Annotated in this window: 20 protein-coding genes and 1 pseudogene; 7 read left to right on the top strand and 14 right to left on the bottom strand. The window is 72.1% G+C overall.

Going from position 1 to position 21500, the window contains the following annotated elements; translation table 11 throughout:
• Nucleotides 1-4: 4 nt before the first annotated feature.
• The gene (locus JQN84_RS12495) at nt 5-844 is read right to left on the bottom strand and encodes a DUF8083 family protein (protein WP_204958532.1); all 840 of its coding nucleotides are present in this window, start codon (nt 842-844) and stop codon (nt 5-7) included.
• A 211-nt stretch (nt 845-1055) separates the two neighbouring features.
• Between JQN84_RS12495 and JQN84_RS12490 the strand changes: the two genes are divergently transcribed.
• Together JQN84_RS12490 and JQN84_RS12485 are read left to right on the top strand one after the other, a co-directional pair.
• A complete protein-coding gene (locus JQN84_RS12490) occupies nt 1056-2138 on the top strand; it encodes a Glu/Leu/Phe/Val family dehydrogenase (protein WP_204958531.1) in 1083 nt (360 codons plus the stop codon).
• A gap of 340 nt (nt 2139-2478) precedes the next feature.
• Nucleotides 2479-2697, top strand: a complete 219-nt coding sequence (locus JQN84_RS12485) for a DUF3073 domain-containing protein (protein WP_088641959.1) — start codon at nt 2479-2481, stop codon at nt 2695-2697.
• 180 nt (nt 2698-2877) lie between these two features.
• Here the strand turns inward: JQN84_RS12485 and amcA are convergent, their stop codons facing one another.
• From amcA to JQN84_RS12460, 5 genes are all read right to left on the bottom strand, one after another.
• Complete coding sequence (gene amcA, locus JQN84_RS12480) at nt 2878-3111, bottom strand: multiple cyclophane-containing RiPP AmcA (protein ID WP_204958530.1); 234 nt, start codon at nt 3109-3111, stop codon at nt 2878-2880.
• On the bottom strand, nt 3080-4183 hold the full coding sequence (amcB, locus tag JQN84_RS12475; RefSeq protein ID WP_305070839.1) for a cyclophane-forming radical SAM peptide maturase AmcB: 1104 nt from the start codon (nt 4181-4183) through the stop codon (nt 3080-3082). The genes amcA and amcB overlap by 32 nt, the downstream gene beginning before the upstream one ends.
• A 129-nt stretch (nt 4184-4312) precedes the next feature.
• On the bottom strand, nt 4313-5467 hold the full coding sequence (gene purM / locus JQN84_RS12470; RefSeq protein WP_204958528.1) for a phosphoribosylformylglycinamidine cyclo-ligase: 1155 nt from the start codon (nt 5465-5467) through the stop codon (nt 4313-4315).
• A 59-nt stretch (nt 5468-5526) separates the two neighbouring features.
• Nucleotides 5527-7062 carry an amidophosphoribosyltransferase gene (gene purF, locus JQN84_RS12465; protein WP_204958527.1) on the bottom strand — a complete coding sequence of 512 codons (1536 nt, stop codon included), beginning with the start codon at nt 7060-7062 and terminating at the stop codon, nt 5527-5529.
• 167 nt (nt 7063-7229) lie between these two features.
• A complete protein-coding gene (locus tag JQN84_RS12460; RefSeq protein WP_239485382.1) occupies nt 7230-7502 on the bottom strand; it encodes a sterol carrier family protein in 273 nt (90 codons plus the stop codon).
• A 231-nt stretch (nt 7503-7733) separates the two neighbouring features.
• Here JQN84_RS12460 and JQN84_RS12455 point away from each other — a divergent pair, with 231 nt between their 5' ends.
• Complete coding sequence (locus JQN84_RS12455) at nt 7734-10073, top strand: carboxypeptidase-like regulatory domain-containing protein (RefSeq protein ID WP_204958525.1); 2340 nt, start codon at nt 7734-7736, stop codon at nt 10071-10073.
• Between the two features lie 74 nt (nt 10074-10147).
• Here the strand turns inward: JQN84_RS12455 and JQN84_RS12450 are convergent, their stop codons facing one another.
• The 4 genes from JQN84_RS12450 to purS form a co-directional block, all read right to left on the bottom strand.
• Nucleotides 10148-10903: a 2-phosphosulfolactate phosphatase gene (locus JQN84_RS12450; protein ID WP_204958524.1), complete on the bottom strand. Its 756-nt coding sequence runs from the start codon at nt 10901-10903 to the stop codon at nt 10148-10150.
• Between the two features lie 4 nt (nt 10904-10907).
• On the bottom strand, nt 10908-13721 hold the full coding sequence (gene purL / locus JQN84_RS12445) for a phosphoribosylformylglycinamidine synthase subunit PurL (protein WP_204958523.1): 2814 nt from the start codon (nt 13719-13721) through the stop codon (nt 10908-10910).
• 70 nt (nt 13722-13791) lie between these two features.
• The gene (purQ, locus tag JQN84_RS12440) at nt 13792-14475 is read right to left on the bottom strand and encodes a phosphoribosylformylglycinamidine synthase subunit PurQ (protein WP_088641952.1); all 684 of its coding nucleotides are present in this window, start codon (nt 14473-14475) and stop codon (nt 13792-13794) included.
• A complete protein-coding gene (purS, locus tag JQN84_RS12435; RefSeq protein WP_088641951.1) occupies nt 14472-14732 on the bottom strand; it encodes a phosphoribosylformylglycinamidine synthase subunit PurS in 261 nt (86 codons plus the stop codon). The genes purQ and purS overlap by 4 nt, the downstream gene beginning before the upstream one ends.
• A 462-nt stretch (nt 14733-15194) precedes the next feature.
• Between purS and JQN84_RS12430 the strand changes: the two genes are divergently transcribed.
• Together JQN84_RS12430 and JQN84_RS12425 are read left to right on the top strand one after the other, a co-directional pair.
• Nucleotides 15195-15878, top strand: coding sequence for a S1 family peptidase (locus tag JQN84_RS12430; RefSeq protein WP_204958522.1), 684 nt, complete (start codon nt 15195-15197; stop codon nt 15876-15878).
• 24 nt (nt 15879-15902) lie between these two features.
• Nucleotides 15903-16468: pseudogene (locus tag JQN84_RS12425) on the top strand (YbjQ family protein).
• Between the two features lie 470 nt (nt 16469-16938).
• Here the strand turns inward: JQN84_RS12425 and purB are convergent.
• From purB to JQN84_RS12405, 4 genes are all read right to left on the bottom strand, one after another.
• Nucleotides 16939-18363, bottom strand: a complete 1425-nt coding sequence (gene purB / locus JQN84_RS12420) for an adenylosuccinate lyase (protein ID WP_204958520.1) — start codon at nt 18361-18363, stop codon at nt 16939-16941.
• Between the two features lie 111 nt (nt 18364-18474).
• Nucleotides 18475-19080, bottom strand: a complete 606-nt coding sequence (locus JQN84_RS12415; protein WP_204958519.1) for a hypothetical protein — start codon at nt 19078-19080, stop codon at nt 18475-18477.
• Nucleotides 19081-19246: 166 nt separating this feature from the next.
• Nucleotides 19247-19960, bottom strand: a complete 714-nt coding sequence (locus JQN84_RS12410) for a GntR family transcriptional regulator (RefSeq protein ID WP_204958518.1) — start codon at nt 19958-19960, stop codon at nt 19247-19249.
• Nucleotides 19961-19979: 19 nt separating this feature from the next.
• A complete protein-coding gene (locus JQN84_RS12405; RefSeq protein ID WP_239485379.1) occupies nt 19980-20492 on the bottom strand; it encodes a GntR family transcriptional regulator in 513 nt (170 codons plus the stop codon).
• A 178-nt stretch (nt 20493-20670) separates the two neighbouring features.
• On the opposite strand from JQN84_RS12405, the gene JQN84_RS32260 reads away from it, so the two are divergent.
• Together JQN84_RS32260 and JQN84_RS12400 are read left to right on the top strand one after the other, a co-directional pair.
• Entirely contained in the window at nt 20671-21018 is a 348-nt protein-coding gene (locus tag JQN84_RS32260) for a hypothetical protein (RefSeq protein ID WP_307821179.1), read from the top strand.
• A complete protein-coding gene (locus JQN84_RS12400; RefSeq protein ID WP_204958516.1) occupies nt 21015-21479 on the top strand; it encodes a hypothetical protein in 465 nt (154 codons plus the stop codon). The genes JQN84_RS32260 and JQN84_RS12400 overlap by 4 nt, the downstream gene beginning before the upstream one ends.
• Nucleotides 21480-21500: the final 21 nt, after the last annotated feature.

The following is a 21500-nucleotide window of genomic DNA, read 5'->3' as shown; positions in this document are numbered from 1 at the left end:
CTGGTTAATTGCACCGCTCCAGCAGCTGGATCGCGCGCCACCTGGCCACCAACCGGTCGTACGCCGCCGACGCCTCGTCGGTCTCGCCCCGGGAGAGCCCGGCCAGGCCGCCTGCCACCAACTCCGGCGAATCGTCAGCGGCGAGCGTCTCGTCGGAGAGCAACTGCACCAGGCCGCCGTAGTCCAACTCGACCACCGAGCGGGGATGGAACTCCTCCAGCCAGCGGGCGGCCTCCTCGACCGCCTCGGTGATCGGCGCGGCCCCGACCGACTTCTTGAGCACCGACAGCGCCCGCGAGGCCCGCCGCCGGGCCTTGGAGATCTCCGTGCGGTAGCGCAGCGTCCGCCGCTCCGGCCGGGTGACCAGCTCCCGCTCGCCCGCCTCGACGAGCACGAACCACCGCAGCGGCACGCCCCAGGTCGCGATCTGCTCGTGCAGCCGGGGCACCCCGTGCTCCAGCACCCGGGCGCCGCTGCGCCAGTCCTCCACCACCGTCTTGGCCTGCCCGGCCAGAATCGGTGGGACGAACGCGTCGGCGATCACCGACGGCACCCCCTCCCGGGCGCTCAGGGCCGCCTCGGCCACCCGGACCCGCAGGTTCCACGGGCAGACCAGCAGCGCGTCGTCGACCTCCAGCACGTACGCCTCGTCAGGCAGGTCGGGCAGCCGGGTCCAGCCCGCGCCGAGGGCCGCGATGACCGCGGTCCGTTGCCGGCCCGGCCCCTCCAACGGGGCCACCGCCCGCCCCTCCCGAACGTAGCGTCGCCAGTACGACTGACGGTCCCGGTCGAAGGCGGTCAGCGGCTCGTACACGCGCAGGTAAGAAGCGAAGAGCGACGGCACCGCGCGATCCTTTCACGAAACCCGGTACCGGTGCCGCTGCCGTCGTGCGCGACCGGAACACCCGGCGGGCGGCTCCCGGCCGGCCCGGTGGCGCACGACGTGGACGACGGCCCGGTTCCCGACCGATATTAGGCTGACCAGCGCCGGCAGCATCCCCGCCGGCGACCGGGTCCACGCCCCACAAGGGCGTACACCGACACAGGAGCGAGCCATGGGCGTATTCGTGAGCACCGACGACCCCGGACCGGCCGGCCACGAGCAGGTCGTCTTCTGTCAGGACAGGCAGAGCGGCCTCAAGGCGATCATCGGCATCTACTCGACCGCGCTGGGGCCCGCGCTCGGCGGCACCCGGTTCTACCCGTACGCCAGCGAGGAGGCGGCGCTGGCCGACGTGCTGGACCTGTCGCGCGGGATGGCGTACAAGAACGCGCTGGCGGGGCTGGACCTGGGCGGTGGCAAGGCGGTCATCTGGGGCGATCCGAACCAGGTCAAGAGCGAGGCGCTGCTGCGCGCGTACGGACGGTTCGTGCAGTCCCTGGCCGGGCGCTACTACACCGCCTGTGACGTGGGCACCTACGTGGCCGACATGGACGTGATCGCGCGGGAGACCCGGTACGTCACCGGGCGCAGCGTGGAGCACGGCGGGGCGGGGGACTCCTCGGTCCTCACCGCCTGGGGCGTCTTCCAGGGGATGCGGGCCGCCGCCGAGCACGTCTGGGGCACCCCGAGCCTGCGCGGACGCCGGGTCGGGGTGGCCGGGCTGGGCAAGGTCGGCAGGCACCTGACCGGGCACCTGGTCGACGACGGGGCCGAGGTGGTGGCGACCGACGTCGACCCGCGGGCGCTGGAGTGGGCGCGGACCAACCACCCCGGGGTCGCCCTGGTCGCCGACGCCTCCGCGCTGGTCGCCGCCGACATCGACGTGTACGCCCCGTGCGCGCTCGGCGGCGCCCTGAACGACGACACCGTGCCGGCCCTGCGGGCCCGGGTGGTCGCCGGCGCGGCCAACAACCAGCTCGCCCATCCCGGCATCGAGAAGCTCCTCGCCGACCGGGGCATCCTCTATGCCCCCGACTACGTGGTCAACGCCGGTGGGGTCATCCAGGTCGCGGACGAGATCGAGGGCTTCAACTTCGACCGGGCCAAGCTGCGGGCCACCCGGATCTTCGACACCACCCGGCAGATCCTCCGGCTGGCCGACGACGAGGGGGTGCCGCCGGCGGTGGCCGCCGACCGGCTGGCCGAGCGCCGGATGGCCGACGTGGGTCGGCTGCGCGCCATCCACCTGGGCTGAGCCCACGTCCCGGGCGCGGTGACGGTCCGCGCCCGGGACGCGACCACCCGTACCGGCCCGGTTTCCGTGCGGCTGTCGGCCCCGGCGGGTGGACCACGCGCTAGCATGGCGTTTCGCGGCTTTTGGGGCTGCTTGACCGGCGTCATGGGCGGTTCGCCACTGACCCCTTACCGGGTACACTCGGTGACGGGTGGGTGACTGCGACGCGCAGGGCCGGCAGACGGTAACCCGAGGTGCCGAACGGTGGCATCCCCATGTACCGTAAGAGCCACGAGAGATGCCTGACGTCATCGGGGCCCGCCTTCGGGCTGCCCCGCATTCTGTGCGAGGGGGTCGAGCCATGGGGCGCGGCCGTGCTAAGGCCAAGCAGACGAAGGTGGCGCGGGAGTTGAAGTACCACTCCCCGAACACCGACCTCACCGCCTTGCAGCGCGAACTGGCGGGTGCTGGTGGGAAGTCTGAGCAGCACTTCGACGACGACTACAAAGAGTATGTCGACGACGACGATGAGGATCATGCGGACGACGACCCGGACCCCTGGGCTCCTCCGACCCGCTGACCTCCGGTCACACTGAGCACGCGGCAACTTTCCGCGTGCTCACGCATGTGCCCGACCAGAGCAGCGTCACCACCGACGATCAGGGACCCGCCACCCCCGGAACACGCTCCGGCAGGTAGGCGCGGTCCCTGATCGGGGTGGCCGGGGCCCGCCGCCGTACGACGAGGCCGTCACCACCGCTCAGCGCGGCCGGTTGTTCCAGTTGTAGAAGGTCGGGATGTTCTCGAAGTGGTTCCAGGCGCAGACCGCGCCGGCACCCTCCGGGTCCGACACCTCCGCCCGGTGGCGACGCGCGGCCTCGGCCTCGTGGAGCAGGGCGGAGAGCCCCGAAGCGGCCTCCCGCACCCGGTCGGCGACCTGGTCCGGGCCGACCCCGACCCGCTCAGCCGGCTGGTGACTCGTGGTCTCGGGCATGCTCCAACACTCCCTCCAATAGGCGGATCTTGCTGTTGCGGCAGTGCTCGGTCTCCGTACCGTCGAACCGCCCCTGCTCGAAGTAGCGGTTGGCCGCGTGGCCACCGCCGCAGAAGCCGAAGTACGGGCAGGACGACCGGCACGCCTCGACGCCGGTGAGGAACTCACCCACCCAGCCCGTTCCCGCCGCCCCGGCCAGGATCTCGGCCAGCGGGGTGGCCAGCACGTTACCGCTGCTGAAGTCGCCGTACCGGGCGTCGGTGAAGCCGGCCAGCTCGGGGGAGAGCACGGTCACCGAGCCGTCGTACCCGATCGTCGGGATCGGGTCGAGCTGCCGGGGCAGCAGGTCGCCCTCCGCACCGGCCAGCACCGCCGCCGCGTACCGCAGCGACCACTCGACCTCCCGCAGGTGCACCCTCGGTGCCCGCCGCCAGGCCGCCACCAGCTCCGCCCAGAACGCGGTCACCGTCGCCGCGTCGTGCGCGTTGCTGCGGGTGTTGACCCCCTCGGTCTCCTCGATGTTCAGCCCGAGCACGTCACAACCCAGGTCGAGGAAGTAGTCGTACAGCTCGGTGGCGAGCCCCGGCGTCGGCCGGCTCACCACCGCCAGCGCCGAGAACGGCAGGCCGTACCGGCGCAGCGCCGCGACCCCCCGGACGATCCGGTCGTACGCCGGCCGGCCGGCCCGGGTCACCCGGTCGCCGTTGCGGGCGACCGGACCGTCCACGCTCACGCTCACCCGCACCCCGTGCGCGGCGAAGAACGCGCACCAGGCGTCGTCGATCAGGGTGGCGTTGGTCTGCACGTGGTGCTCCACCCCGGCGGGGAACGCGGCGATCAGCGCCGCCAGGTGCTCCCGGCCGGCGGCGAGCGGCTCACCACCGTGCCAGACCACCGAGAACCGCCCCCGCGCCAGCCACGGGGTCACCGCGGCGGCGACCGCCTCGGCCACCGCGAGCGGCATCCGCCGGTCGGCCGACCGGTGCGGCAGATAGCAGTACGCGCAGTCGAGGTTGCACAGCGTCGTCGGCTGCATCACCACGTACGACGGGATCGCCGCGATCCCCTGCATGCCCGTCGCGGACCGGCACCGAGCAGCCATCGACCCTCCTCCCCCATGCCCGAAGTGTCCTTCAGGCTAGGCGGCGACGGCCGCTCGGGTGAACCCCCGACCAGGCGTCCGGCCGAGCAGCCCCGCCGGTCAGCCCCGGGTGTGCTGGCCGATCATCTGCACGTTGCCGGTGCCCTCGATGATCTCGCCGGCCTGCCAGGCGTCCACACCCCGGCCGGCCAGGGTGGCCAGCGCGCGGTCGGCGTCCTCGGCGGAGACGATGGCGAACATGCCGACGCCCATGTTGAACGTCGACTCCATCTCCGGGTCGTCGATCCGACCCTTGGACTGGATCAGGTCGAAGATCGGCTGCGGCTTCCAGGTGGCCCGGTTGACCACCGCGTCGACGTGCTCGGGCAGCACCCGGACCAGGTTGCCGGGGATGCCGCCGCCGGTGACGTGGGCGATCGAGCGCACCTCCGCCTCGGTGATCAGCTTCAGGCAGTCCTGCGCGTAGATCTTGGTCGGGGTGAGCAGCTCCTCGCCGAGGGTGCGCTGCCGGCCGAAGTCGTCGATCACCACGTCCAGCCGCATCCGGCCGGCCCCGAGCAGCACGTGCCGGACCAGGGAGTAGCCGTTGGAGTGCAGGCCGGACGAGCGCATCGCGATCACCACGTCGCCCACCTCGACCCGGTCCGGGCTGAGGATCTCGCTCTCCTCGACCACGCCGACCCCGGTCGCGGAGACGTCGTACTCGTCGGGACGCAGCACACCCGGGTGCTCGGCGGTCTCGCCGCCGAGCAGCGCGCAGCCGGCGTACCGGCAGCCGTCGGCGATGCCGGCACCGATCTCGGCGACCCGGTCCGGCACGACCTCGCCGGTGGCGATGTAGTCGAGCAGGAACAGCGGCTCGGCCCCGCACGCCACCAGGTCGTCGACGACCATCGCGACCAGGTCGATGCCGATCGTGTCGTGGATGTCGAGCTGCTGGGCGATGACCAGCTTGGTGCCCACCCCGTCGGTGGAGGACGCCAGAATCGGGTTCTTGTACTTCTTGGTGTCCAGCCGGAACAGGCCGGCGAAGCCGCCCAGGTCACCCATGACCTCCGGCCGCCGGGTCTCCTTCACCTTCGACTTGAGCAGCTCGACCGCCCGGTCACCCGCCTCGATCGACACCCCGGCGTCGGCGTACGAGACCGAGCGTTTGCGGGTGGTGCGGCCGGTCCCCGCCGTCCAGGGCTGGCGGTCGCCACCGGCACCGCTCGGGCTGCTTCCTGCGCCGCTGCGCTCGGACACGTAGGTCACGGTTCTCCCCTTTGTGGTTCTCGGTGCCGCGCCGACGGTGGCCGGGCGACCCCGGTGTACTACGGGCGGTGGGCGGTCGCGCCGCCCGGAGTGGCGACGAGCGGTGTGTGGTGCTCCGGAGCGTCAGGGGCGTCGGCGACCCGCCGGCCCACCCCTTCGAGCACGTGCTTGCCGATCAGGTTCCCGGCCGGCAGGTCGATCGGGTACTCCCCGTCGAAGCAGGCCCGGCAGAGCCTGCTCCTGGGCTGTTCGGTCGCGGCGATGAGACCGGGGAGCGAGACGTAGCCGAGGGTGTCGGCGCCGATCGAGCGTCGGATGCCCTCGTTGTCCAGCCCGTTGGCCAGCAGTTCGGCCCGGGTGGCGAAGTCGATGCCGTAGAAGCACGGCCAGTTCACCGGCGGGGAGGAGATCCGGACGTGGACCTCCAGCGCGCCCGCCTCGCGGAGCATCCGGACGATCGCCCGCTGGGTGTTGCCGCGCACGATCGAGTCGTCGACCACGACCAGCCGCTTGCCCCGCACGTTCTCCCGAAGCGGGTTGAGCTTGAGTCGTACGCCGAGCTGGCGCAGGGTCTGCGACGGCTGGATGAAGGTCCGCCCCACGTACGGGTTCTTCATCAGGCCGGCGCCGTAGGTGATGCCGGACGCCTCGGCGTACCCGATGGCGGCCGGCGTGCCCGATTCGGGCACCGGGATCACCAGGTCGGCCTCGACCGGGTGCTCCTTGGCGAGTTGCCGGCCGATCTGCACCCGCGCGGCGTGCACGTTGCGGCCGGCGATGGTGGCGTCCGGGCGGGCGATGTAGACGTACTCGAAGAGGCAGCCCTTGGGCTCCGGCGCGGCGAACCGGCTGGACCGCAGGCCCTCCTCGTCGATCGCGATCAGCTCGCCCGGCTCGACCTCCCGGACCACGCTCGCGCCGACGATGTCCAGCGCGGCGGTCTCGCTGGCCACCACCCAGCCGCGTTCCAGCCGGCCGAGCACCAGCGGGCGGACGCCGTGCGGGTCGCGGGCGGCGTAGAGGGTCGACTCGTCCATGAAGACGAAGCTGAACGCGCCGCGTAGCTGCGGCAGCACCTCCAGCGCGGCGGCCTCCACCGACAGGTCGGGGCGGCTGGCCAGCAGCATGGTCACCAGGGAGGTGTCGTTGGTGGCCCCGTCGTCGAGCAGGCCGCGCTCGGCGACCTCCTTCTGCAACTCGGCGGTGTTGACCAGGTTGCCGTTGTGCGCCAGGGCGATCGTGGTGCCGGAGGTCGTCGACCGGATGGTCGGCTGGGCATTTTCCCAGGTCGAGCCGCCGGTGGTGGAGTAACGCGCGTGCCCGATCGCCAGGTGGCCGCGCAGGCTCTTCAGGGTCGGCTCGTCGAACACCTGGGCCACCAGGCCCAGGTCCTTGTAGACCACCACACCCGAGCCGTCGCTCACCGCGATGCCGGCGGCCTCCTGGCCCCGGTGCTGGAGTGCGTAGAGACCGAAATAAGTGAGATTGGCGACCTCTTCACCCGGGGCCCAGACGCCGAAGACGCCACACGCGTCCTGGGGGCCGGGTCGCTGGGGGTCAAGGTCGTGGCTCAGCCGGCCATCGCCTCGGGGCACTGCCGCTCCCTCATGCTGGTCTGGACTGGCCTGGCGGAGCCGGGGGCTGCTCCGCGCCTTTCGGCCCTGGACCACTGTCGTCGCCTGACAGTGTACGCGAACACGAGTCGATACAGAAAGTCACGATCCACCTCCACCCCGTCACCTCATCCGGCGGAACGGCGCAGCTAGAGCGGCAGATGGTCGGAGAGATCCGCCCGGTTTCCGCTCACCTGTATGCGACCGTCCGTGACCGCCTGCCCCCACGACAGCCGTCCGGTTGCCAGCGCCAGCCAGGTGTCCGCCGCCATCTCCACCACGTTGGGCGGGGTGCCCCGGGTGTGTCGGGGCCCAGGAACGCATTGAACTGCACCGTAAGGTGGGACACGCACCTCCACCGATCGGCCGGGGGCACGCTCCGCGAGGGCGGTCAGAAGGGTACGGACCGCCTCGCGGTACATCTGACGTTCGGGCGTACGCCCCTCATCGAGCGCCGTCAGCGCCGCCAGCACCACGGCGGACTTAATGTGCGGAGAGGACACGACGGGACGATACGACCCGAGGTCGAAGTGGGTGACGCTGGCCCCTGGGTCGCGCCGATCCGGTCAGACAAGGCATAGTTGCCGACGGCGTATTCGTACCGTGATGATCCCCGGCCCCCGCCGGGGAAGTCAGACCGGAAGGCGGTGGACGTGTCAACACACCGACGTGCCTGGACGCAGCGGGCCGGTGTGGTCGTAGCGCTGGTGGCCGGCGCCCTGCTCACCGTCCCCGCCACACCCGCCCTGGCAGCCAGCGCCTCCGTCCAGCCCGGGTCGGTGACCGTCAACGCCGGCAGTGACACCACGGTGACCGTTCAGGTCACTCCCGGTGACGGTGACCAGAACGCACAGATCAGTCTGACCGGCCTGCCCTCCGGCGTGAGCTGTTCTGGGTGCGGCCAGCTCAACTTCAACGGCGGCCAGTCAAAGTCCCAGCTGCTGACCCTGCGCGCCAACGACAACGCCGGCGACGCCAGCACCACGGTCACCGTCCAGGTCCGCCCCGACGAGTCCGACCCGGCGACCGCCACCTTCCAGCTCAGCGTCAAGGGCAAGGCCGCGCCGCAGACCACCCCGCCGCAGGACAAGCCGACTGTGAAGTCGATCTCCGGCAAGGTGGTCGTGGCGGCCACCGGCGACGCGGTGCCCAACGCGGTGGTGGGCCTGGAGGACTCGACAGGCAAGCAGTTCAACACCACCAGCGACGGCAGCGGCAACTTCCGGATCACCGGGTCGAGCGCCAACCCGATCGCGCCCGGCTCGATGGTGCTCGGGGCCAGCAAGGACGGCGTCGTCGCCACCAAGCCGATCAGCGCGGGGGCCGGGCAGAGCCTGAGCAACCAGCGGATCAGCCTGGCGTTGAAGGTCGAGGTGAGCCCGAGCGCCACCCCGTCGACCACCGTCGAGGCGACCCCCTCGGAGGAGACGACCGAGGAGACCACCGAGGAGTCCACCGAACCGACAGGTGGGCAGCAGCAGGCCGCGTCGCAGGACGACGACAGCGGATTCGGCTCCTTCCTGATCATCCTGCTCGGCGGTCTGCTGGTGGCGGCCGGCGTCGGCACCATCGTGCTGCTCTGGATCCGCCGCAAGAACGCCGACGACGACGGCAACGGACCGGTCGGTGCCGCTGCGGCGGGCGACGTCCCCGGCCCCCGGAGCCCACGCGGCACCGACGACCAGACCCGGGTGGTCAACCGGGTCGGCGGCGGCCCCGACCCGACGATGGTCGGCAGTTCCGCGCTCAGCGACGCGCCGACGATGTTGCAGCGGCCGGTCGTCGACGACGTCCCGCCGGACCCGTACGGTGCGCCACCGCAGCCCTACGGCGCACCGCAGGACAACTGGGCCGGTGCCGGCGGCTACGGCGACGAGCCCGGCGGCTACGGCGGCCAGCCGGGCGGCTACGGTGCCGCACCCGCCTCCGGTGGCGGCTACGGTGCGGCCGGCGCGGCGGGTGCCGCCGCAGGCGCGTACGGCGCGGCGAACCCCCCGGCCGGTGGCTACGGCAACGCGCCGTCCTCCGGGAGTGGCTACGGTGCCGCCCCCGCCTCGGGCGGTGGCTTCGACAACGCCCCCGCCTCCGGGGGTGGCTACGGCAACGCGCCCGCGTCGGGCGGCGGTTACGGCAACGCGCCCGCCTCCGGGGGTGGCTACGGCAACGCCCCCGCCTCCGGCGGCGGTTACGGCGGTCGGGACTACGGGGCGACGGCCGGTGCCGGCTACCCGGCGCAGGAGCAGGCCGGCGGCTACGGCGGCGACCAGCGTTACGACGAGCCCACCGGCCGGTACACCGGCGACAGCACCGCGTACGCGCCGGCTGCCGACCCGTACCCGACGAGCACCTACCAGCCGGAGCCCGACGCGTACGGCCAGCCGGGCGCGGGTGGTGGCTACGGCCAATCCGAGCAGGGCGGCTACGGGCGGGGTGCCGAACCGACAGGTGGTTACCCCGGCGGCGGCTACGGTCAGCAGGCCGGTTACGACGCCGGCCCGGCCCAGGGTTACGGCGGCGGCCAGCGCGGCGGCTACGACCAGCCGACCGGTGCCCACCAGGGCGGCCAGCACGGCGGCTACGACCAGCCGACCGGGTACGACCAGCCGACGGGCGCCCACCAGGGTGGCTACGACCAGCGCGGCGGCGGGTACGACCAGCGCGGCGGCGCCCACCAGGGCGGGTACGACCAGCAGGGCGGCTACGACCAGCGCGGCGGGGGCTACGACCAGCAGCCCGGCTACGGCTCCCCGCAGGGCGGCGGCTACGGCCAGGCCGGCGGCTACGGTGCCGAGCAGCAGCAGGGCGGCTACGGCCAGGAACCCCCGCAGCAGCGCGGCGGCGGGTACGACCAGCAGGGCTACGACCAGCAGCAGGCCGGCTACTACGGCGAGCAGGGCCAGCCGGGTCGTGACCAGCCGCCGTCAGGTCGGGCCCGGCCGGACGGCCCGCCCCCGGAGCGGGGCGGACGCCGCCTCGACTGGCTGGACGACTGACCCACAGGCGACAACGACGACGGTGGGCCGCCCCGATCCGTGTCGGGGCGGCCCACCGTCGTTTCCGGTCGGGGTCAGCCGGCCGAGAAGACACCCTGGCGGAGCACCGGCACCACGGTCGAGACGTCCCGCTGGACGGCCGCCTCGACGTCCCCGGCGAAGCCGCTCTCGATCAGCTCCCGGCCGGAGACGCAGCCACGTACCGCCGCCGGCACGTCCGGGGTGCTGGCCAGGGCGGCGAGCGTCATCGCCGCCTCCACGGACAGCCCACCGGGCACCCCGGAGACGGCGTCCAGCACACTGGCCGCGCCCAGCAGGTCCTCCACCGAGGGGCGCAGGGTGCCGTCCGGCCAGCGTTCACCGGCGGCGATCACCCCGACCGGGGCGTCCGTCGTGCCGTACCCCTGGTGGTGCAGCCACCGTCCGACGGCGCGGGCGTTGCGCAGGCAGGCCGCGACCACCGGTCGGCCGGTGGCGCTGGCGGCGGCGCTGATCGCGGAGCCGTTCGGCGACGGCAGCACCAGGTCGGCGACGGCGGGCGCGCTGCCCAGGGCCGCCGGGGACAGCGACCACGGGTGCGCGGTGGTGGTCTGCCGACGGCCCACCGCCGCCACCGCACCGACCCGCAGCGCGTAGTCGGCCGCCTGCTCGCCCCAGGGGAACGGGTGGACCCGCACCCCCCGGGCGACCGCGACCTCGACGGCGGTGGTGAACGACAGGACGTCCACCACCACCAGTACGGCACAGACCCGGCCGAGTTCCGCCGCCCCGGTCAGCCCCCAGTCGAAGCGGGCACCCGACCCGGGTTGGACGTGGACGGCCGAGGCCACCGCCTCAGCGCTGATCGGGCGTCGGGCGCTGCCCGTCGCCGGCCTCGGAGGTCGCCGCGTCGGCCTGCGGGGCGGACCCGGTCACCGGCCCGGCGGGAGCGTCCGACGTCGGCGCGGTGCCCGCCGGGGCATCCGGTGCCGACACGGAGCCCGCGACGTCGTCCGACGAGGCGGCGTCGTCCGCCGGGGCGTCCGACACCGGGTCGGTCGACGTCGGCCCGCCCGACACCGGGGCGTCGGTCGTCGGAGCGGCCACCACCTCGGCGGCCGGGTCGTCCGCGTCCGCCGGCTGCTGCCGCTGCGGCACGTCCACCGGCTGCGTGGCGGTGGCCGGCGCGATCGTGGTGGTGCCCGTGCGGACCGCCTCGACCTGCACCTGGGCCGCCTCCGGGCCACCGAAGAGCCGGGGCAGGGTCGCGGTGTGCGCCGCCCGCAGCTCGTCCAGGCCGATCCGGAACTGGCCGTGCACGTCCAGGACACCGCTCGCCGGGTCGGTCACGCCGATCTGCTCCCACGGCACGCCCCGCTCGTCGCAGAGGGCCGTGAACGCCTTCTCGTGCCCCCGGGGCACGGTCACCAGCGCCCGACCGGCCGACTCGCTGAACAGGAAGACGAACGGCAGCGAACCGTCGGCGAACCGCTCCGGCACGCCGATCCGGACCCCGACACCCCGGCGCAGGCTCGACTCGACCAGGCTCTGCGCCAGGCCGCCGTCGGACAGGTCGTGCGCGGAGCTGAGGTGACCCACCCGGGCCGCCTCGGCCATCAGCTCGGCGAGCTGGCGCTCCCGGCCCAGGTCGATCTGCGGCGGCATGCCGCCGAGGTGCTCGTGCGTCACCCAGGCCCACTCCGAGCCGGACAGCTCCACGTGCGTGTCGCCGAGCAGGTAGACCTGGTCGTGGTCGCCGTTGGCCCGGGGTACGAAGCCCATCGGCACCCGGTCGGCCACGTTGTCCAGCACACCCAGCACGCCGACCACCGGGGTCGGGTGGATCGCGGCGGCACCCGTCTGGTTGTAGAAGCTGACGTTGCCGCCGGTCACCGGGATGCCCAGCTCCAGGCAGCCGTCCGCCAGGCCACGGACGGCCTCGGCGAACTGCCACATCACGCCCGGGTCCTCAGGCGAACCGAAGTTGAGGCAGTTGGTCACGGCGATCGGCTTCGCGCCGGTCACCGCCACGTTCCGGTACGCCTCGGCGAGCGCCAGCTTGGTCCCCTGGTAGGGGTCGAGGCGGGCGTACCGGCCGTTGCCGTCGACCGAGAGGGCGACCCCGAGGCCGGTGCTCTCGTCGATCCGGATCACGCCGGAGTCCTCCGGCTGGGCCAGCACGGTGTTGCCCAGCACGTACCTGTCGTACTGCTCGGTGACCCAGGTCTTGTCGGCCAGGTTCGGCGAGGCGATCATGCGCAGCAGGGTCTCCCGCAGCGCGTCGGGGTTGCTCGGCCGGGGCAGCGTCTCGGCCCGGTCGGCCTGGAGCAGGATCAGGTCGGCCGGCTCCCGCATCGGGCGGGCGTAGACCGGGCCGTCGTCGACCAGCGAGCCCGGCGGCACGTCGACCACCACGTGGTCGTTCCAGGTGACCAGCAGCCGGCCCGGCCGGCCGTCGGGCGCGGGCGGGGTGACCTCGCCGATCGCGGTGGCGAGCACGCCCCACTTGTCGGCGGTCTTGAGCACCGCCTCCAGCTTGTCCGGGGTGACCACCAGCAGCATCCGCTCCTGGGACTCGCTGGCCAGGATCTCGTGCGGCTCCATCGACGGCTCGCGCAGCGGGACCCGCTCCAACCAGACCCGCATGCCGGTGCCGGCGGACGCGGCGGTCTCGGTGAGCGCGCAGGTCAGGCCCGCGCCGCCGAGGTCCTGGATGCCGACGACCAGCTCGGCGTCGTACAGCTCCAGGCACGCCTCGATCAGCAGCTTCTCGATGAACGGGTCACCGACCTGCACCGACGGGCGGCGCTGCTCACTGCCCTCGTCGAAGGTGGCGCTGGCCAGCACCGACACGCCGCCGATGCCGTCGCGACCGGTCTTCGCGCCGAGCAGCACCACGACGTTGCCGGGGCCGGCGGCGTCCTTCTTCTGCAACCGGTCGACCGGCAGCACGCCGAGGCAGAGCGCGTTGAGCAGCGGGTTGCCCTGGTAGCAGGGGTCGAAGACCAGCTCACCGCCGATGTTGGGCAGGCCGAGGCAGTTGCCGTAGCCGCCGACGCCGGCGACCACGCCGGGCAAAACCCGGGCGGTGTCCGGGTGGTCGGCCGCGCCGAACCGCAGCGGGTCCATCACCGCGACCGGGCGGGCACCCATCGCGAGGATGTCCCGGACGATGCCACCGACACCGGTCGCCGCGCCCTGGTAGGGCTCGACGAAGCTCGGGTGGTTGTGCGACTCGACCTTGAAGGTGACGGCCAGCGTGTCGGAGACCCGGACGACGCCCGCGTTCTCCCCGATGCCGGCGAGCAGCCGGTCGCTGGGCGGGGCCTTCTCGCCGAACTGGCGCAGGTGCACCTTGCTCGACTTGTAGGAGCAGTGCTCGCTCCACATGATCGAGTACATGGCCAACTCGGCCTGGGTGGGGCGGCGGCCGAGGATGTGCCGGATCCGGTCGTACTCGTCGTCGCGCAGGCCCAGCTCGGCGTACGGCTGGAGCTCGTCGCCGGTACCGGCGGCCCGCTGCACGGTGTCCACGCCGTCGGCCCAGTCGGTGGCCGGCGTCGGACCGCTGTGCCGGCCGGCGTCGGCCGGCGGCGCGACGGCCGCGTGCGGTTCCGCCGGGGCGACGCCCGCGGCTGCCCGAACGGCCGGGTCCTGGTGGGTGGTCATGACCTCTCCTCGCTGCGCTCGTACCCGCCGGTGGGGCGGTGGAGCCGACCGATGTTGCCGCCGCGCACCGTCACGCCGGCGTCCCCACCAGGTGCTTGAGCACCGAGGTGAAGAAGCCGAGGCCGTCCAGGGAGGGGCCGGTGAGCGCCTCGACCGCGTGCTCCGGGTGGGGCATGATGCCGACCACGTTGCCGGCGGCGTTGGTGATCGCGGCGATGTCCCGCTGCGAGCCGTTGGGGTTGCCGCCGACGTAGCGGGCGACGATCCGCCCCTCGGCCTCCAGCGCGTCGAGGGTGGCGGTATCGGCCACGTAGCAGCCCTCGCCGTTCTTGACCGGGATGAGGATCTCCTGGCCGGGCTGGAAGGTGTTCGTCCAGGCGGTGCCGACCGACTCGATGCGCAGGACCTGGTCGCGGTTACGGAAGTGCAGGTGCTGGTTGCGGGTGAGCGCGCCGGGCAGCAGGTGGGCCTCGCAGAGGATCTGGAAGCCGTTGCAGATGCCGAGCACCGGCAGGCCGCCCCGGGCGGCGTCGACCAGGGTCTCCATCACCGGGGCGAACCGGGCGATGGCCCCGCAGCGCAGGTAGTCGCCGTAGGAGAAACCACCGGGGAGGACGACGGCGTCCACCCCGTGCAGCTCGGGGTCGCCGTGCCAGAGCCGGACCGGCTCCGCGCCGGCGATCCGCACGGCGCGGGCGGCGTCCCCGTCGTCCAGCGAGCCGGGGAAGGTCACCACTCCGACGCGGGCGGTCACGAGTTCGCGTCCGCGGTCTCGTCGGCCTCGACCCGGACCGTGAAGTCCTCGATGACGGGGTTGGCGAGCAGCTTGTCGGCGATCTCCCGGGCCCGGTCCAGGTCCGGTTCGCCGGTGAACTCGATCTCGATCCGCCTGCCGATGCGGACGGAGGCGACGTCACCGACGCCGAGCCGCGGCAGCGCGTTTGCGACGGCCTGACCCTGAGGATCGAGGATCTCGGGCTTGAGCATGACGTCGACGACGACGCGAGGCACTGGGCACTCCTGACTGTGTACGCAGTTGGGTGCCGGCCCACTACGGGCGAGCGCAGCCAGCGTACCTGGCAGATTCCGGTCCGGACGCACCGGCCGGGCGCAGTTCAGGCAGTGATCGACATTACCGCCCGCGGGGACGTGTGGTCGAGATCCGTTCGTTGCCGCTCTGATACGGGATTGTTGCCGATCGTCGCCGCGTCGCTCCGACACACCCTACCTGAGCAGGCAATACGCGGCTCAACGCCAGATTTGCGACCGGTATCCGACAAACAGGGACGAGCACATCCCGGGTCATTCCTGTCACATTGGTCGATCTCGATGACAGTCTTGTGAAGCCGCTCACCGCCCCCTAGCCTCAATCGCCAGATATCGATGCCTGGTCGACGTCAACGAGGGGCCACCCCCGCCCCGACGCCCGACCCCGCCCGGCGACCCCGGGCCCGACCCGAAGGAGTCCCCCCGATGCGTCTCCGCTCCACGCTCGCGGTGCTCACCACCGCCCTCGCCGGCGTCCTCGTCGCCGCCTCCGGGGCCACCGCCGCCCCGGCCGGCCCGCAGCCGATCATCGGCGGCAGCACCGTCTCCTCCGCCCCCTGGGCCGCCGCGGTCTTCAGCAACGGGTCGTTCACCTGCTCCGGCAGCGTCATCTCCGCCCAGTGGGTGCTCACCGCCCGGCACTGCGTCAGCGGCACCATGTCCGTCCGGGTCGGCAGCGTCTACTACGCCTCCGGCGGCACCACCCGCACCGTCAGCGCCTCCTACACCCGCAACGACCTCGCCCTGCTCCGGCTGTCCAGCACCGTCACCAACACCCCGGTCAGCCTGGCCAGCAGCAACCCGCCCGTCGGCTCCACCAACACCATCTACGGCTGGGGCATGACCTGCTACAGCGGCTGCGGGGCGTCCAGCCAGCTCAAGACCGCCTCGGTGCAGGTGACCAGCACCAACGCCACCGACGCGTACGGCGGCCAGGCGATCCGCAGCACCCGGATCAACGGCAACGCCTGGCGCGGCGACTCCGGCGGCCCGCAGTTCTACAACGGCCGGCAGGTCGGCGTCGCCTCCACCGCCGACGGGTCGAGCATCCAGAACTACGGCAGCGTCGCGTACAACCGGGCCTGGATCACCTCCACGGCCGGTGTCTGACGGTTACCACCCCGGGCGGTGCGGATGGCCGGTCGCGTGCCGGCCGTCCGCGCCGACTCGTTTTGCAGCATCCGACCAGGTGCCCACGGCACGCTTCGACACCGCACGGCTACTGACAGCATCGAACCGTGCTGGTCGTGACGACGGATCAACTGCCCGGCTACGAGATCCGCCAGATCCTCGGCGAAGTGGTGTCGTCGATGGCGCGGACCCGGAACCCGTACCGCGAGGGGGTCAAGAACCTGCGCGGCGGCGCGTACGACCCGATGGCCCCGGACAACCTCACCCGCTGGCGTACCGACTCGGTGGCCCGGCTCGGCGAGGAGGCCCTGCGCATCGGTGCGAACGCCGTGGTGGGGATGCGCTTCGACAGCCGGGACTGCGGCGAGATGTGGATGGAGATCTGCGCCTACGGCACGGCGGTGATCGTGGTGCCCAAGGTCCCCGACGTCATGCCGCACGACCAGCCCCTGGTCGCCGCCGAGACCGCCCACGACCCCGGGTTCGCCGAGGCCCCCGGCGGCATCGCCGAACCGGCGAGCGCCCCCAACCTCTCCTCCGCCGCCGAAACCCCCACCCGAGACTCCTGACCCACCCGCTCCGGGTCCCCCGATCCCCCGGTCCCCCGCCCCGCCCGCCCCGGCCCGGCCCCGGTGATCAAGAGGTTTACGCCAATTCGATCTTCAATGCTGACGCAAACTTCTTGATCACCGGCCAGAGCCGACGGCCGCCCAGGCTGGAGTGACGTGATCAAGAGGTTTGGGGCAGGTTCAGCGCTGGCAGTGACGTAAACCTCTTGATCACCGGTGATAACACCCGCCCCGCCGGGCTTGGGGGCGTGATCAAGAGGTTTACGCCAATTCGATCTCCAGCGGTGACGTAAAGCTCTTGATCACCGGGGAGAGGCGACAACCGCCCGGGGCTTGGGGGCGTGATCAAGAGGTTTGGGGCTGGTTGGGCTTGGGTGGTGACGTAAAGCTCTTGATCACGGGAGAGGTCGGATGGGGGAGGGAGTGGCGGGAGGGGGGAGGGCGGGAGGGGGGAGGGCGGAAGGGAGGGGTTAGAGGATGGGGGGTGGGGAGTAGGTGGCGGCTTCGGGGTGGGCGGTGACGACCGTGGTGATGCGTCGGGTGATCGCGTCCACCTGGGCCTGGGCGGCACCGGTGAAGGTGGCGGGATCGGCGACCAGGGTGTCGATCTCGCTGCGGGTGAGGCCGAGGCGGGAGTCGGCGGCCAGCCTGTCGAACAGGTCGTTGTCGGGGGCGCCCTTCTCCCGCATCGCGAGCGCCACGGCGACCGCGTGCTCCTTGATCACCTCGTGGGCGACCTCCCGGCCGACGCCCCGGCGTACCGCAGCGACCAGGATTTTGGTGGTGGCCAGGAAGGGCAGGAAGCGCTCCAGCTCGCGGCTGATCACCGCCGGGTACGCCCCGAACTCGTCGAGCACGGTGAGGAAGGTCTGGAACAGCCCGTCGGCGGCGAAGAAGGCGTCCGGCAGGGCCACCCGGCGGACCACCGAGCAGGAGACGTCCCCCTCGTTCCACTGGTCGCCGGCCAGCTCGCCGACCATCGACAGGTAACCGCGGATGATCACCGCGAAGCCGTTCACCCGCTCCGACGACCGGGTGTTCATCTTGTGCGGCATCGCGCTGGAGCCGACCTGGCCCGGCTTGAAGCCCTCGGTCGCCAGCTCCTGACCGACCATCAGCCGGATCGTGGTGGCCAGCGACGACGGCGCGGCGGCCACCTGCGCGAGCGCGGAGAGCACGTCGAAGTCCAGCGAACGCGGGTAGACCTGCCCGACGCTGTCCAGCACCCGGGCGAAACCGAGGTGACCGGCGACCCGACGCTCCAGCTCGGCGACCTTCTCCGCGTCCCCGTCGAAGAGGTCGAGCTGGTCGGCGGCGGTGCCGACCGGGCCCTTGATGCCGCGCAGCGGGTAGCGGCCGATCAGGTCTTCCAGCCGCTCGTACGCGATGAGCAGTTCCTCGGCCGCCGAGGCGAAGCGCTTGCCCAGCGTGGTGGCCTGCGCGGCGACGTTGTGCGACCGGCCGGTCAGCACCAGGCCGGAGTGCTCGTGGGCGAGCCAGGCCAGCCGGGCCAGCGCGGCGACCACCCGGTCCCGGATCAGCTCCAGCGAGGCGCGCACCTGGAGCTGCTCGACGTTCTCGGTGAGGTCGCGTGAGGTCATCCCCTTGTGCACGTGCTCGTGCCCGGCGAGCGCGCTGAACTCCTCGATCCGGGCCTTCACGTCGTGCCGGGTGACCCGCTCCCGCTCGGCGATCGACGCCAGGTCGACCTGGTCGACCACCCGCTCGTACGCCTCGACCACGCCGTCGGGGACCGCCACGCCGAGGTCCCGCTGGGCGCGGAGCACGGCGAGCCAGAGCCGCCGTTCCATCCGGACCTTCTCCTCCGGGGACCAGAGGGCGACCAGTTCGGGTGAGGCGTACCGGTGGGCGAGCACGTTCGGGATCGTCGTCACGTACCTCATTCTCGCCTACCCGACGACCGTCGACCTGGGCGGGCCGACCAGGGGCGGAGCAGGCCCGCCCGGCGGGGGTCGGCCGGACCGCTCGGGCCACGGAGTTCGGCGTCAGACCTTCGGGATGTCGTGCACCGGGGCGGTGACCACGATCGTCTTCGTCTGCTTGCCGTGCGCGTTGCGCGCCGTCAACGTGTACGTGTGCCGCTGGACGTCACCGTCGCCACCCGAGCACGGGAAGGTGAGCTCCTCACTGCCGGTCGACGGGTAGTCGTCGCGGTAGACGCCGGGGCCGTCGACCGACAGGGCCACCGAGGTCGCGTTGCCGACCTGCCACTCCATCCGCACTCCGCTGCCGGGGATCGGGTTGACGGTGGTGCCGGCCGGACAGCTCGGCTTGCGGGTGACCCGGAAGGAGCTGATGGTGGGGCCGTTCGCCTTCGTACCGGATTTGTCCCCGCCGCTGTCCCCGCCACCGCCGGCCGTGGGGCTGCCGGTGGGGTCGGCCTCCTGGATCCCCACGCCCGGGGCCCCGCCGTCGGTGACCGTGCCGGTGTCGCCGGAGCCGGTCCTCGCGTGGCCGGACCCCGCCGGACCGCCAGCCGTCCCGACCCCCGGGGGTCCCTCGACGCGCGGCGTGGTGGCGGCGCAACCGCCGGCCGCGAGCACGCCGGCAAGGGCAACGGCAGCGGTACGCAGCAGGGCACGACCAGGCATGACACTCCTCCACGGGGCACCGCCACCGGGACGTCCGGGCCGGCTGACACCACCGTAGGAAGCCCCGGCAACACCGCCCTGAGCTGCGCGAGCGCCGAGTGTCCGACCACAGTGGTCAGCAGACGCACGGGCCCTGCGCACGTACCCCGGCGAGTATCGAGGACCGTCAGATACGGAACCCGTAACGAAGCTCGTGCAGATGACTTCCCTTGATCAGCACCGACGCCTCGACGGGCTGTGTGGTCGCGGTACGGACCACCCGCAGTTGGCGCAACACAGGTACGTACGGCGGCAGCGCCAGCCTCTCCACTTCCTCGGAGGTCGGCATGCGGGCCGACACGTGATCGACCACCTCGTACTCCGGATGGCCGAGGTCCGCCAGGACCCGGGCGGCTCCACCGCTGATCTTGCGGCGTTCGGCGAGTTCGGTGCCCCGCGCGATCGAGGCCGGATAGTACGACCAGCACAACTCCGTCGGCTCCCCGCCGTGCAGCATCAGCCGCTGTCGGAGCACCACCGTGTCGTCGCTGCCCAGCGCCAGTAGCCGCACCACCTCCGGGGAGGGCTCCACCTCCTCGACGGCGAGCAGACGGTAGTTGATCCCGCTCGGCCGCGGCACCAGGTACGCCGAAGCCTCCATGACAAGAGGCTGGCGGTCACGTACGTAGACGCCTCTGCCCATCTCACTGCGCACCGATCCCTCCGCCTTCAATGCGGCAAGCGCCCGTTGGACAGTTGCCGTGGCAGCGGCATACCGCGTCGTCAAGGTGGGGATCGACGGCAGTTGAGAGCCGGCAGGAAGATCGCCAGACATGATGCGGGCCCGAAGGTCGGCCGCGATCTGTTCATGCCGAGGACGGCCGTCGCCTTCGCTGGCCATGTGCCGCTCCCTCGATCCGCTATTCGACGATCAGTTCGTACCGTAGGCGCCGGCCCTGCGGCACCATCGTCATGACGCTCAACTCGACAGGCACGCCCTCGGCGGTGCTGAGTAGCCGGGTCAGCCCGAGCACCCACTCTCCGGCCGCCAGCCCGAGGGCGCTCCGCTGGGATTCGGTGGGCTGCCGGGTGTAGACGTCCTCTGTGACCCGCCCGGGACGATAGCCCAGCTCGGCGAGCAGGCTGACCGCTCCTCCCCGAATTTTGCGGGGCTCGCTCAAGGCAGTGCCACGAGCGATCGAGGCCGGGTAGTAAGAGTCGGTCAACTCGACGGGTTGCCCGTCGAACATCATGAGCCGCCGTCGAACGATGACCGGCGTGTCGGCATCCACCAGCAGCGCTTCCGCCACTTCAGCCGCTGGCGGCATCTCCGCCACCTCCAGCAGTTTCTGGGTGCCGAGCCCGCCCTGCTGCGCCGCCTCGGCAGCCCACGCGTCCCCACCTTCGCGCGATCGAGGCGTCACGTAGGGCATCGAGACACTGATCCACTCGGGGTGACTCACCTTCGGCTCCTCTGCACCAGCACTGGCCAAGGGTAGTTCAGCAGAAACGATCCACCCACCCATCCTTGTTGCCTTATTGGATAGGCAGTAAGGTTGTCGACGCCAGTGAAGCTGCCCTGCGTGCATCCGCGAACGACAGGAGTGGAAGTTGGGCGTCTATCGGTCGACGAACAGCCACGTGTGGCACCGAGACGAGGCGGCGGCGGTTGCCGCACACCACATCCTCGACAGCCACGTGCCCGATCCGGACGAACACCTCTGCCTGGTCTGCCTGGTACCAGGGCCGTGTCAACCGGCGAATGCGGCGGCGAACCGTCTGGTCGAGCTGGGGCGGCCGGTGCTGTCGCCCGATCAGCCTCGTCGGCGAGCCGGCTGGCGGGGCTGGTTCGGGCCACCGCGACAGGGCACGCCCCGGCAGGCACCACTACTGACCTTCGCCTGGGTGCTCCGCCTGTGCGCAGCCGCCAATGGGCCGCACTGCTCGGTGTCATCATGACCGCCCGGCCGGTGGTCCCGTTCGGGATCGGCGACGTGGTGACGGTGGCCGAGCAGCACTACTGCTACGGGCTCGGCACCCTGACCCTACGGATCGTGGAGGTGGGCCGCCGGGAAGAACACAGCGACGGCCTGTGGATCCGACTGCGTGGCGTCGAACTACGTCATCCGTCCGGGGCACGGCAGCGGCGGGTGCTCGCCCGCCTGGGGGCGATCCGGATCCTGCCGGTGCCCGCACTGGGTGCTCACGTACCGGCCCGTCCCAGCTGGCAGTGCACCGGATGCGGCGAGCCCTGGCCCTGCCGGGTCCGGCGCGACCGGCTACTCGGCGAGTACGCGGACGATCGCGCCGCCCTCGGCGTCTACCTCGGCCTGCAACTGGTCGAGGCGTTGACGGACCTGAGCCGGCAGCCGGCGGGCGACCTGCACACCCGATTCCTCGGCTGGCTGCGAACGAGGTGAGCCGGTACGGCAGCGGGCAGC

The organism is Micromonospora humidisoli (genome assembly GCF_016900955.1).
GTDB lineage: Bacteria > Actinomycetota > Actinomycetes > Mycobacteriales > Micromonosporaceae > Micromonospora > Micromonospora wenchangensis.
Note: the sequence above shows the minus strand (reverse complement) of the source record. Positions and strands in the feature narration are given on the sequence as shown.